Origin of the sequence: Halomonas sp. R57-5, from assembly GCF_900070345.1 — a bacterium.
Lineage (GTDB): Bacteria > Pseudomonadota > Gammaproteobacteria > Pseudomonadales > Halomonadaceae > Vreelandella > Vreelandella ventosae_B.
Window position 1 is genome coordinate 860614 of the sequence record NZ_LN813019.1, and the last position, 12164, is coordinate 872777.

Genomic DNA, 12164 nt, shown 5'->3' on the forward strand with positions numbered 1-12164 from the left:
GGGCTAACGGCAGCTTTTAAAAACGACAGCATACAAAAGAGGAGCGTTATTAATGTTAGACAACCTAAGCCATAGTGCCCTGGCTGGTCAGCTCTGTGGTTTGGTGGCTCTGGTGATATGCGTAGTGGCCTTTGCCAGTAAAAACGACGATCGCCTCTTGGTGTTACTGATTTCCGCCAATGTGGCTTTTGCGCTGCAGTTCGTATTCTTCGAGAGCTGGACAGCGGCCGCGCTAACGGTTTTGGTGATAGTGCGGATTGTTCTGGCTCGCCGTTATTTGGGAAGTAAGGCCGTGATGACTGGCGTCTTGCTGGCCAGCGGTATCGCTGCAGCCTTCACGTGGCAAAGCTGGGTAGATATTCTGCCGGTGGCGGCCATGGTACTGGGAACCGTTGGCATGTTTCTAATGCGCGGCATTGCCATGCGGTTTTTTTTGGGGCTGGCTGCCTTCGCCTGGATGCTGAACAACCTGCTAATTGGCACGATCGGCGGTACTGTTGCAGAAGGGCTGATCGTCGTCACCAACATCATCACCATTATTCGCTTAGTGCGGGCCAAGCGAAAATATCCTGATGTGTTTGAGGGGGGAGAGGAGCCTGGTGCTATAACCAAAGACGGTCAGGCCTAACACCTTAGCTCTGTGCATTCTGCGTTAACCACTGGCGTTACTGCTATGCTTTAAGATTGTCTTTGAACATTTGTTTTTGAGCAATTTTTTGAACATAAGGGAGATAGGTGACCATGGCAGGTGGATGGGCGAAAGATGGCGCCGAACAAGAGCAGATGGAGAGCACACTGGAAGATGCGGTGCAGCGTGCTCGTAGCCAACTACCTCGTGGCGAAAGTCTTGAGACTTGTGAGGAGTGTGGCGACCCCATTCCGGAGCCGCGCCGTAAAGCGATTCCGGGCGTTCGKCTGTGCGTGGTGTGTCAGGGTGAGCTAGACAAAAAACAGTCGGCCTTTAGTGGCTATAACCGTCGTGGTAGTAAAGATAGCCAGCTACGGTGAACGGGCTTGTATTTCACGGATTTAATGCGCCTCGTTAATACAGGCATTACTGAAAAAGTGATGTCTCTTCAAACGTTAGCTGAAGCTGCCAATGCTAAGCCTTGTACGTCTAAGCATCCTGGTCTGTGTCCGGCAACTGCTTAAAATAGACATAGCGGTGAAGACGAATCGCCGGACGAATCAGCAGTTGGATGCTGCCAATCACAAATAACCACACGCCGACGGTTTGTACGGCACCCTGGTAAAAAAAGCAGATACTGCCGATCGTAAACCAAATGCCCAGCATGAAATCGTTGATCATGCTCAACACTTCATAGCGTTGATGCACTACTAACTCACGATGCCCAATGATGAAAGTCCAGTCGTTAGTCACCGGATTCTGTTGGCGCTGCATCGTAAGCCTCCTTTTTTGAATGGTCATTTAATGAAAGTTTGGGTAAGTTTTTGTTTAAAATTTACACCAAGATTCATTTTAACTAAATGTTATTGTGGCACACTATCGTCGTACTCGAACATGATGGTTGGCTTCTGGTGTTTATTAATGATGCATGAAAGCCGTGAGTAATTGGGTAAGGCATTGAGGGCGAGTAATGGTCAATGACACGCTGCTGACAGCGGTGGAAAGCGAGTTGGGAAGAGGGTTTGGGCGGTTACGTTTTGCTGATCAAGTGGAAGCGCGTTTTGAAGCTGATACTCAGCGCCAGCGCAGTCGTCAGATGGTAGTGTCGGGGCTGATATCGGTGGTCATCTACTGCTTGTTTTTGATTAACGACTACAGCTTCCGACCGGATACTTTCACCACGGCGCTTATGTTAAGGGTTGGGGTGATGCTGCCTTTTGGTTTGCCGATCCTGTGGTGGGTTTCCCGTGGGGTGTCAGCAGCGCAACGTGAAACATTAATGGCGAGTACAGTAATCGTTGCAACGGTGATTTCATGTTTGATAGTTGCGGAATCCACCGTTCCTTACTCTTACCTGGATGTTTTCTCTTTCGGCCTTATTTTATTGGTGGGTAATATTGTTTACTCATTACGGTTTAGCTATGCCTGTGTGTCATCCGCTATTAGCATATTAATAATATTGGTTTTTGTTTTACCTTATGAACCAATGCCGCCAGAGGTGAAACGGCTAGCGATGTTTACTATCATCGCTCAGGCGCTATTTACCTTGGTGGCAAACTATCGCTTCGAGCAGAGCGAGCGAACCTCTTACCTGCATGTGTTGAAAGAAAAGCTCCGGGCGGGCTATTACTTACAAGACAATCAAAAGTTGACGCGGATGTCGGTCACCGATTCCTTAACGAATCTTGCCAATCGACGCCAGTTCGACGCAGTTTTGCCTATCCGGTGGCAGGAGGCTGCCGATAAAGGCCTCTGTTTAGGGCTGATGGTTATCGATATCGACCATTTCAAAGCTTACAACGACTACTATGGACATCCCCAAGGTGATGTCTGTTTACGGCAAGTGGCAAAAGCTATGCAGGCCAATAGCCGTGATTCCGATTTAGTCGTACGCTTTGGCGGCGAAGAGTTTTTAGTTCTGATGACCAATGCAACACCTGAGGCGGCAAAACCAGCGGCAGAGCGAATACGGTGCAGTGTGGAAGCCTTAGGGATTCCTAACCACGGTGTCTCGGCGCATAGCATTGTTACCATTAGTGTTGGTGTTGCGGTGCTACGCCCCACAGTAGGCCTTACACCCGCCGACTTGCTGTTAAAAGCGGATGAAGCGCTTTATGAAGCTAAACGGCAGGGCCGCAACCGTATCAGAGAGGCTAGTTTGGTTGATTCACCCTYCTCTGATGACGCTGTTGGTGGCTTAGGTGTATCAGCACGATAGTTGCGGGCAGTGCGGCCAATAATACATTTAAACATTCTGTGAGGGATGACCTTTGGAGATTGATCAACATTACCGCGCACTCAGCGTCGACACCCTATCCGAGCGATTGGGTGGTATTGAGGCGGTGGCTAGTCGAGTGGGCGGTGAACCCGCCAACTGGGAGATTCGCGAAGTAGGTGACGGCAATCTCAACCTGGTGTTTATTGTTTCCGGTGACGTGGGCAGTGTAGTGGTTAAGCAGGCGCTTCCCTATGTTCGCATGGTGGGCGAAAGCTGGCCGCTACCGATCTATCGCGCCCACTTTGAATACTACGCTTTGATTCGCCAAGCCAAGCGGGCGCCGGGAATAGCCCCTGAGGTCTACTACTTCGATAAACCCCAGGCGCTGTTTGTGATGGAGTATTTGCACCCCCACACTATTTTGCGCCGCAAGTTAATCAACGGAGAGCGAGTCGCTCAACTTGGCGAAACCATCGGCCAATTCTGCGCACGCACGGCATTTAGAGGCTCGGAGCTTTCGCTGAGCAGCCCTGAGAAAAAAGCGGATGTGGGGCTGTTCTCCGGCAACGTAGCAATTCCTGCCATCACCGAATCGCTGGTGTTTACCGACCCCTATTACGGCGCCGAAATGAACCATCACACGCCGGAGCTTTCGCCGGTGGTAGATGAGCTGCGTCGTAATGCGCGGTTAAAAGCCAAAGTGCAGCGGCTGTTGATGAAGTTCACCGCGAACACGGAAACCATGCTGCACGGTGATTTGCACTCCGGCTCGATTATGGCCACTGATACCGACGTGCGGGTCATTGACCCCGAGTTTTCTCAGTACGGGCCGATGGCTTTTGACCTGGGTATGGCGGTGGCCAACTTTCTGATGGCCTMCTTCAGCCAGCCTGCTCACCGACAAGAAGGTGAGCTTGATGAGTATCAGGCGTGGATTCTTGATGTGATCGAGGCGTGCTTTAGCCACTTTGATGCCGAGTTCCGCAACCTGTGGCAAACCGAGCGGACGGGCATTCTATTTCCCAAATCGCTGTTTGAAGAGCAGGGCAATAGCGCCGACGACGCTTGTGATGCGCTGCTTGAAGAGATCCGCCTGGATGCGCTGGCCTACTGCGGCATCGAAATGCACCGCCGTGTTTTATCACTGGCCCACAACGCCGACTTTGAAGAGATAGAAGACACTGGACTGCGCGCCAAGCTTGAAGCGCGCAATGTGCTGATGGGTCAAACGCTGATTATGGAGCCGGAAGCCTACAGCGATCTTGCCGCGCTGGCGGATTTAGCCAGGGCTTATAACCAGCAAGAGGTGCTGTAAGCGGTTTACAGGAGAGTTAGAACGAGCAGGCAGGGCCGGAACAAGCCGTAGCGGGGGTCTTTCGCCATGGATGGCGAAAGTAGCGCCCAGGGATGGGTTTACAGCGCCCCCGCGTAGGTTTGTTCCGGCCCTGCCTAGGCTTACAGCAGAACTATTTAAAGCTGATCCAGGCGATCAAACTTCCCGGCGATATCGCTTTCGGTCCAGTGGGGCACCCAGCCTTCCACGTTGTCGAAGAAACGTAGCGCGGTGAATTCTGGCGCTGGGCCCATATCGAACCAGTGAGGGGTGTTAGCCGGTACGCTAATCAGGTCGTTGCGGGTACATAGAACCTGATACACCTTGTCTTCAATGTGCAGGCAGAACAGCCCCTGACCTTTGACGAAGAAGCGCACTTCATCTTCGTGGTGACGGTGCTCGTTCAAGAACTTTTGACGCATGGCCTCTTTTTCTGGATGTGTAGGCACCATGTGCAGCACGTCGACGGTTTGGTAGCCGTCCTTGGCTTTTACCCGGTCGATATCTTGCTGATAAAGCGTCAAGATATCTTCCTGGGTGGCATCAGCGGCAATCTCGCCTGGCGTGGCCCAGCGCTCAAAAAGCACACCCACCTTGTTTAGCTCAGTAGTAATCTGCTCGCCGTCAGTGGTGTCGATCAGGGCATCGTTAGGGTTTTGATCAGCAAATACTTTCAGTTGCGACATCGTAAGCTCTCCTAAAGCGCAATTTCATCAAAGCGAGTAACGCAAGCATGGGTGTTGCCAGGCTGGGTACCTTCGCGCACCAACTGCAGGGTTTGCATGCCTGCCTGTTTGGCGGCGTCCAGTTCTTCGACCACGTCCGACAAGAACAGCACCGCTGCTGGCGGCAGGTCAAGCTCGGCGACAATACGCTGATAGGCAGTAGCCTCGCGCTTATGGCCAATATGGGTATCGAAGTAGCCGCTAAACAGCGGCGTTAAATCACCCTCATCGCTGTAACCAAACAGCAGTTTTTGGGCCTGTACTGAGCCCGACGAATAAACGTACAGCGCCTTGCCCGAGTCCTTCCACTGACGCAGGGCAGGGGCTACATCGCTATAGAGATGGCCTTTAAAGTCGCCGCGCTGGTAGCCATCGGCCCACACCATACCTTGCAGTGCTTTCAGCGGAGTTACTTTTTGGTCAGTCTCGATCCAATGTAGTAACTGCGCAATGATTGCTTCCAGCGTGGCATCAGGGGCACCCATTTCACTGCGCACGGCGTCGATCTGCTCGGCGACGGCTGGGGTTTCTGCATTAGCGCGTAAGAAGTCGGGCAGCTTGGCGTGGGCGTAGGGAAACAGCACCTTATGAACGAAGTTAATATCCGTGGTGGTGCCTTCAATATCGGTCACAATGGCGCGAACAGTTGAATTACTCATTTAAGGCTACTCATTTAAGGCTACTCATTTAAGACTGCTCATTTAAGACTGCTCATTTAAGACCAGCGACTCTCTTCAAGAACACAGGCAAGTAAAAACTCAATCGCTTCCAGGTGGCGGCGACAGCTGGCAATACTATCGCCCACGGCATAAATGCCGTGCCCTGCGACCAAAAAGCCCCAGGGCATTGGCCAGCCGCTGCGCACGTGCTCGGCCAGTTCTTCCATATCCTGGGCGTTGGGCACCACCGGTAACGTAATGGTAGCGTCGTGGGTAACGTTGCCCGCTAGCGCCTTTTGCATCTCAAAGCCGCTTAGCTCGATGCCCTGGGGGAAGCGACGCGAGAGTACCGTGCTGGCTACCGTATGGGTATGCAACACGCAGGTAATGGTACTGTCCAAGCGGTAGAGCGCGGCATGCAGGTCACTCTCTGCGCTAGGCTTGCCGTTGCCTTCAAGCACTTTGCCATCAAGGTCACACAGCAGCAGGTCATCGGCCTGAATGCGGGTTTTATCCCGGCCAGAAGCGGTGACAAGATAGCCCGCCTCGGTACGGGCGGAAAAATTACCGCCAGTGGCTGGCGTCCAGCCTTGCTGCGCCGCCCATGAAATGGCGGCCAGCAGTTCAGTTTGTAGCGTCATCATAGGATCTGCGTCGCCTCTTCTAGTGGCAGCCATTCTATATGATAAGCTTCGCGGCTGATAAGCCGTGTAGCTGTTCCGATCAAGTGCTCAAGGAGTCCATCGATGCCTCATCTTCAATCACGCAGTTTGCGGATCTATGCCGACCACCTTGAGTATTTGGATCAAACCCAACTGCCCCAGGCGGAGCAGTGGGTGCGCTGTGACTCGCCAGAAGAGTGGCAGGTAGCGGTGAAAAGCTTAGCGATTCGCGGCGCGCCGTTGATTGGTTTGAGCGCCGCTTTCGTGCTGGCCCAATACGCCGCTCGCCATCCACAAAATGATTGGCAGTTGGTAAGTGATCGCTTACGCGCCACGCGTCCCACCGCAGTTAACTTAATGTACTGCCTGGATGCCATGGAAGCCTGCTTTGAGCAAGGCGCCAACGCCCTGGCCGAACGTGCCGCTGAACTGTTTGCAGAAGACCGTGCGCTGTGCCAACGCATGGCTGAGCGGGGCGCTGACTTGCTGAAAACGGGTGACCGTGTGCTGACCCACTGCAACACTGGCGCCCTGGCCACCGCCGGGGTGGGTACGGCCATTGGTGCGCTGGCAGTGGCCAAGCAGCGCGGTGTAGAGCTGCATGTGTTTGTGGATGAAACCCGTCCGCTGCTCCAAGGTGGCCGCTTAACCGCCTGGGAAATGGCCGACCTGGGCATTCCCTACCAGCTAATTACCGACAGCATGGCCGCCAGCCTAATGGCAGCAGGGAAAGTCGACAAAGTGATGGTGGGCGCCGACCGTATCTGCGCCAACGGCGACTTTGCCAATAAAGTGGGTACTTACATGCTGGCGGTGATCGCTCACTACCACCAGGTGCCGTTCTATGTGGTGGCTCCCTACACTACGGTTGATCCCGCTTGTGCTACTGGTGCGGACATTCCTATTGAACAGCGCGACCCCGCTGAGATCCGCGGCGTCGCTGGTGCCTTTGGTGAGGTTACCTGGGCACCCGATAATGCACCGGTATGGAACCCGGCCTTTGACGTCACTCCCGCCAAGCTCGTGACGGCTTGGGTGTTGGATACCGGCGTATTTGATGCCGCCGCGATAGCACGCGGCGAACACTGCCTGAGGCGCGGCGAAAATTAGGAGCGAAAGTTAATCGCTAGCCCAATAGCGTTAGCTCATAGACATGGCGGATATGCTGACCATCCCAGTCATAGCCAAGATGCCGTCCTTGCCTTGTGGCGGAGAGCACGGGCGGCCGTAGCACAGCGGCACACTCGCCTTCAGGGTCTCGAACGCTAGGGTAAACGATGCCGTCCGTGTGTTCCTCCCAGGCTTTTCTCCCCAAGGTTTGCCCAGCTGCCCAGCTATCCGGTCTGAGAAGCGTTTGGGCCGCATCCTGTCGGCGTAAATCAATTAGTTGGCCCGTTAAATCTGACAGATAAACACGCTGCTGAAGCATCATGGGCGGTTCGTTTGACTCCCCCATAAAGCGCTCTGCGTGGTAAACGGTTTCGGCAATGGCGGTGGCTTCGGKGAGTGCGCAGTAGTAGGCGCCAAAGGTGCCATCGCTAAAACGCGAACCGGTCGCGGGGAAGTGGCTGAAGGCCGCCATGACGGGCGTCCAGCCGGGGCCGTAGCGACGGTCGTCATCACGAACCAAGTGAATAGCTCCCGCTTCCTCACGTAGCCTTGCGGAGGTTTCACCCTCCAGCTCATTGAGTAAGTCCCAGTCATCAGCGTTGCTGTTGACGCCTTCGAATAAATCAATGGGAGGGAAACGCGAGGGAATAACGCGGTAACTGGGCCGCCACGTAACGTTGCTCAACGGGAATGTCACGCATGCCCCCCACCACGCGCTGCATCTAAATGCTGGCGAACAACGTAGAGGKCGGAGACGTGTCCATTTAACAGACGCTCCATTGGTGTGTGGCCAGCAAAAAGAGGGTTACGGTTGGCTCGCTGCAACCAACTGTTAGCCGCTTCTTTATTGGGCAACAGTATATGCAGTGCTTTGTAGATGCCGAGAATCAACGACATCCGCTCCAGATGATTAGCATCCAGGCGGGCATTCTCTGGTGCCTGCTTCCAACGCCGATAGGTGGAATCAGGCACCCCGAGTAGCAGAGCGGCTTCGTTCTCTTTCAAACCCCATGCGTGTGAAATGTTGGGGTAGGTGCGCATCGCAGCGGCTCCCATTTCGCGGCGTTTGTCGGCGGTTTTGTGTTGAATAGCCATCTATTGTCCTCCTCACTTATGTATAGATTACGCCAAGTGAGCGAATTTTGAAAATATCGACCATTTGAGCTTTTTTATCCCCGGTGCGCTGGTTCAACTGCTTTGCTCGGTTTCCTGATGCGTCAGAATGACATCCAGAAAGCCCTCGCCGTAATCCGTCAATTTGCGCGCGCCGATGCCGGAGATCGCGCCTAGTGCCGCTAGGCTTTGGGGTTTCTGCTCGACCATTGCAGCCAGGGTGGCGTCGTGAAAAATCACATAGGCTGGTACGCCCTGGGCTTCGGCCAGTTCCCGGCGGTGCTGGCGCAGGGCTTCCCACAGTGGGCCGTGGCCCTGGGGCGCAGAAGCGCTTTTGCTTCCCCGTCGCGCGGTTTTGGCTTTGCTGGGTTTGTTGCTTGGCTTGCGCAGAGTGAGGCTCTGCTCGCCGCGCAACACCGGCTTGGCATTGGCAGTGAGCTTAATGCCGCCGTGCCCCTCCATATCCACGCTTAAAAAGCCGCTGGCAATCAGCTGGCGAAAGAGCGCTTTCCACTCGCTGGCGGAGAGGTCTTTGCCTATGCCGTAGGTGCTGATTCGGTCGTGGCCAAAGCGGGTGATGCGCTCGTTGCTTTTGCCTAGTAGCACGTCCACGAGATAGGTCACGCCGAAACGCTGCTCGGTGCGGTAGACACAGGAGAGCGCCTTTTGTGCCGCCACGGTGGCCTCCCAGGTCTCGGGTGGGGTGAGGCAGTTGTCGCAGTTGCCGCAGGGGGCGTCCAGATGATCGCCAAAGTAGTGCAAAAGCGCCTGGCGACGGCAACTGATGATCTCACATAGTCCCAGCATGGCGTCGAGCTTCTGCTGTTCGATGCGCTTTTGATGGTCAGCGGCGCTGGAGTCCTGCTGCATCTGGCGCAGCGTGATCACGTCTTGAAGGCCGTAGGCCATCCAGGCATCGGCGGGCAGGCCGTCGCGCCCGGCGCGGCCGGTCTCCTGGTAGTAGGCTTCGATGCTCTTGGGCAGGTTGAGGTGGGCGACAAAGCGCACGTCCGGCTTGTCGATGCCCATGCCAAAGGCGATGGTAGCCACGACGACCACGCCATCTTCACGCAGAAAGCGGGTCTGGTGGTGCTGGCGCTGCTCCGGGGGAAGCCCCGCGTGGTAGGGCAGTGCCGTCAGCCCCTGGCGCTCCAGCCAGGCGGCGGTCTCCTCCACCTTGCGCCGGGAAAGGCAGTAGACGATACCCGCCTCGCCGTCGTGGTGCTCGCGAATAAAGCGCAGCAGCTGTTCCTTGGCGTTACCCTGATTCTCGGCGATATGGTAGCGAATGTTAGGTCGGTCAAAGCCGCTGTTGTAAAGCGCCGCCTCCTGGAGCTGCAGATGCTCCATGATATCGCCCCGGGTGGGCACATCGGCAGTGGCCGTGAGGGCGATGCGCGGCACTTGGGGAAAGCGCTGGTGAAGCTGGGAAAGCTGGCGATACTCTGGGCGGAAATCGTGGCCCCACTGAGAGACGCAGTGGGCTTCATCAATGGCGAACAGCGCAATCCGGGTCTGCTCCAGCAGCATCTGCATACGCGGCGTGGCCAGCCGCTCGGGCGCGACATACAAAAGATCCAACTCGCCCGCCCGCAGGCGGTTTTCCACATCGACCGCCTCGTGATAATCGAGGCTGGAGTTCAGGTAGGCCGCCTTGACCCCGTTCTGCTGAAGTGCCGCTACCTGATCCTGCATCAGCGCGATCAGCGGTGAGATCACAATCGCGGTGCCTTCGCGCAGTAGCGCTGGGATCTGATAGCACAGCGACTTGCCGCCGCCGGTGGGCATCAATACCAGCGCATCGCCACCAGCAATTACATGCTCAATGATAGCCTGCTGCGGGTCGCGAAAGCTGTCGTAGCCAAATACCTCCTGCAGCACCTTCAGGGCTGTTGGGTGGGTGTCGCCGTGCATCAATGCTCTCCCGTGTCTCATACTTAAGAGAGAATTGTGCACGAAAAATGTGAGGGGCGTCAGCCTAGCGAATCCCGGCCCTTAAAAACGACTGCACGAACTGGCGCTGGAAAAGCAAAAAGGCAATGAGCAGTGGGGCGATACTTAACAGCGTGGCGGCGCTAACGGTGGCCCAGTTAACCCCAGTTTCTGGCGCAGAGAAAACGCCTAACCCCACCGTTAACGGGCGGCTCTCTACCGAGTTGGTAACTACTAGCGGCCAGATAAAGTTGTTCCAATGGTGACTAATTGAGMCCAGCCCGTAAGCAAGGTAGGTGGGCTTGGCTAGCGGTACGTAGACCTTCCAGAGAATTTCCAGCCAGTTGCAGCCTTCGATGCGGGCGGCGTCTTCCAGCTCCCTTGGGATGGTTTTAAAGGTTTGGCGGAGCAGAAAAATACCCAAGGCGCTGGCCACATAGGGCAGGCCAATCCCGGTGATGGTGTTGATCAGTCCCAGCTCACTGGCGATGCGGTAGTTCTCGACAATCAGCACTTCGGGGAACACAAAGAGCTGAATCAGCACCAGCATAAATAATATGTTCTTGCCGGGAATCGGAAAGCGCGCAAAGGCAAACGCTGCCAGGGTACAGACCACAAACTGACCGATCACCACCCCTGTCACCAGCGCAAAGGTGTTCAGGTAGTAGCGGGCAAAGGGCGCTTGAGACCAGGCGTTAGTGAAGTTCTCCAGTGTCAGCGGGGCGAAGAGCTCAAAGCTCACCATAAACTCGCTGGGGTGGAAGGCAGCCCAAAAGGCATACAGCAGTGGAAAAATCCAAATAATCGCTAGTAGCCACGCGGCCACTGTTTCCAGCGCTGGAATTGAGACGAAACGGGAGCGGGGCGCATAGGTAGTAGTCGACTTCATTGATAGTGCGTCCTGCGATCTAAAATCGTGAACTTAAGCGTGGCCACTACCGCGAGCACCAGTAGAATAACCACCGTAATGGTGGCAGCCGTGGTGCGGTCAAAGAACGAGAACGCATTCTCGTAGACGTAATAGAGCAGCAGGTTGGTGGCGTTGTTGGGCCCGCCCTTGGTCAAGATAAATAGGTGATCGACTACCCGCACCGAATTGATTAGCGCATTGATCAGCACAAATAGCGTGGTGGGCATCAGCAACGGAAAGGTGACCCGCCAGAAGAAGCTCCAGCGACTAGTGCCTTCTAAGTCAGCTGCCTCTTTTAACTCTGGTGGCATACTCTGTAGCGCCGCCAAGTAGAAGATCATAAAAAAGCCGGCTTCTTTCCACACCGACATCACGATCACCGAGCTTAACGCAACGCTGGGATCGCCCAGCCAGTTCACCCCGGAAAAGCCCAGCATGCCGAGCAGTTTATTGAATAGGCCAATCTGCGGCGCGTAGAAAAACATCCAGATATTGGCCGCGGCGATCATGGGTAGAATCGTCGGCGTAAAGTAGGCCATGCGCACAAAGCCCCGCCCGCGAAGCTTGCCATTGACGAACAGCGCCATACCCAAGGCCAGCGCGATAGACGTAGGAATCGTACCGACGGCGTAGATTAAGTTGTTACGGGCTACTTTCCAAAACGTCGGGTCATCGAACAATACCTGATAATTTTCAAGGCCTACGAATTCAGTGGGTGCACCGCGAAAGCCGGGTAAAAACAGGCTGTTAATGACCGTGGTAACGGTTGGTAAATAAGCAAACGTCGTCAGCAGTAGCGCAGCGGGAAGCAGCAGAAGCGCGCCGTAGAGCTGCATTTTGCGGTGGTTGGTGAATGACATAGAGACGTACCGCA

Annotated in this window: 14 protein-coding genes; 5 read left to right on the forward strand and 9 right to left on the reverse strand. The window is 55.0% G+C overall.

What is annotated here, in order from left to right; genetic code table 11:
* The first annotated feature begins 52 nt into the window (after nucleotides 1–52).
* Both HALO_RS03880 and HALO_RS03885 read left to right on the forward strand, forming a co-directional pair.
* Complete coding sequence (locus HALO_RS03880; protein WP_035580734.1) at nucleotides 53–628, forward strand: YgjV family protein; 576 nt, start codon at nucleotides 53–55, stop codon at nucleotides 626–628.
* Between the two features lie 113 nt (nucleotides 629–741).
* Nucleotides 742–1008 (forward strand): DksA/TraR family C4-type zinc finger protein, encoded by a 267-nt coding sequence (locus HALO_RS03885; RefSeq protein ID WP_035580731.1) that lies wholly within the window; start codon nucleotides 742–744, stop codon nucleotides 1006–1008.
* 109 nt (nucleotides 1009–1117) lie between these two features.
* Here HALO_RS03885 and HALO_RS03890 read toward each other — a convergent pair whose 3' ends face one another.
* Nucleotides 1118–1402, reverse strand: a complete 285-nt coding sequence (locus HALO_RS03890) for a YrhK family protein (protein WP_050713075.1) — start codon at nucleotides 1400–1402, stop codon at nucleotides 1118–1120.
* Nucleotides 1403–1625: 223 nt separating this feature from the next.
* Between HALO_RS03890 and HALO_RS03895 the strand changes: the two genes are divergently transcribed.
* On the forward strand, nucleotides 1626–2846 hold the full coding sequence (locus HALO_RS03895; protein WP_231896803.1) for a GGDEF domain-containing protein: 1221 nt from the start codon (nucleotides 1626–1628) through the stop codon (nucleotides 2844–2846).
* Between the two features lie 52 nt (nucleotides 2847–2898).
* Nucleotides 2899–4161 (forward strand): S-methyl-5-thioribose kinase, encoded by a 1263-nt coding sequence (gene mtnK / locus HALO_RS03900; protein ID WP_050713077.1) that lies wholly within the window; start codon nucleotides 2899–2901, stop codon nucleotides 4159–4161.
* A gap of 155 nt (nucleotides 4162–4316) precedes the next feature.
* Here the strand turns inward: mtnK and HALO_RS03905 are convergent, their stop codons facing one another.
* The 3 genes from HALO_RS03905 to mtnB are packed head-to-tail and all read right to left on the reverse strand — an operon-like array spanning nucleotide 4317 to nucleotide 6207.
* Entirely contained in the window at nucleotides 4317–4865 is a 549-nt protein-coding gene (locus tag HALO_RS03905; protein ID WP_035580722.1) for a 1,2-dihydroxy-3-keto-5-methylthiopentene dioxygenase, read from the reverse strand.
* Between the two features lie 11 nt (nucleotides 4866–4876).
* Nucleotides 4877–5563: an acireductone synthase gene (gene mtnC, locus HALO_RS03910; protein ID WP_035580720.1), complete on the reverse strand. Its 687-nt coding sequence runs from the start codon at nucleotides 5561–5563 to the stop codon at nucleotides 4877–4879.
* A 56-nt stretch (nucleotides 5564–5619) separates the two neighbouring features.
* A complete protein-coding gene (gene mtnB / locus HALO_RS03915) occupies nucleotides 5620–6207 on the reverse strand; it encodes a methylthioribulose 1-phosphate dehydratase (RefSeq protein ID WP_050713078.1) in 588 nt (195 codons plus the stop codon).
* Nucleotides 6208–6309: 102 nt separating this feature from the next.
* Here mtnB and mtnA point away from each other — a divergent pair, with 102 nt between their 5' ends.
* Nucleotides 6310–7335, forward strand: coding sequence for an S-methyl-5-thioribose-1-phosphate isomerase (mtnA, locus tag HALO_RS03920; RefSeq protein ID WP_035580717.1), 1026 nt, complete (start codon nucleotides 6310–6312; stop codon nucleotides 7333–7335).
* Between the two features lie 16 nt (nucleotides 7336–7351).
* Here the strand turns inward: mtnA and HALO_RS03925 are convergent, their stop codons facing one another.
* From HALO_RS03925 to HALO_RS03945, 5 genes are all read right to left on the reverse strand, one after another.
* Nucleotides 7352–8032, reverse strand: coding sequence for an RES family NAD+ phosphorylase (locus HALO_RS03925; RefSeq protein WP_050713079.1), 681 nt, complete (start codon nucleotides 8030–8032; stop codon nucleotides 7352–7354).
* A complete protein-coding gene (locus tag HALO_RS03930) occupies nucleotides 8029–8430 on the reverse strand; it encodes an MbcA/ParS/Xre antitoxin family protein (protein WP_050713080.1) in 402 nt (133 codons plus the stop codon). The genes HALO_RS03925 and HALO_RS03930 overlap by 4 nt, the downstream gene beginning before the upstream one ends.
* A 93-nt stretch (nucleotides 8431–8523) precedes the next feature.
* Nucleotides 8524–10362 (reverse strand): DNA helicase RecQ, encoded by a 1839-nt coding sequence (recQ, locus tag HALO_RS03935; RefSeq protein WP_035580708.1) that lies wholly within the window; start codon nucleotides 10360–10362, stop codon nucleotides 8524–8526.
* Nucleotides 10363–10426: 64 nt separating this feature from the next.
* Nucleotides 10427–11269 (reverse strand): carbohydrate ABC transporter permease, encoded by an 843-nt coding sequence (locus HALO_RS03940; protein ID WP_050713081.1) that lies wholly within the window; start codon nucleotides 11267–11269, stop codon nucleotides 10427–10429.
* Nucleotides 11266–12150, reverse strand: a complete 885-nt coding sequence (locus tag HALO_RS03945; protein WP_035580701.1) for a carbohydrate ABC transporter permease — start codon at nucleotides 12148–12150, stop codon at nucleotides 11266–11268. Before HALO_RS03945 ends, HALO_RS03940 begins: the two co-directional genes overlap by 4 nt.
* Nucleotides 12151–12164 lie beyond the last annotated feature (14 nt).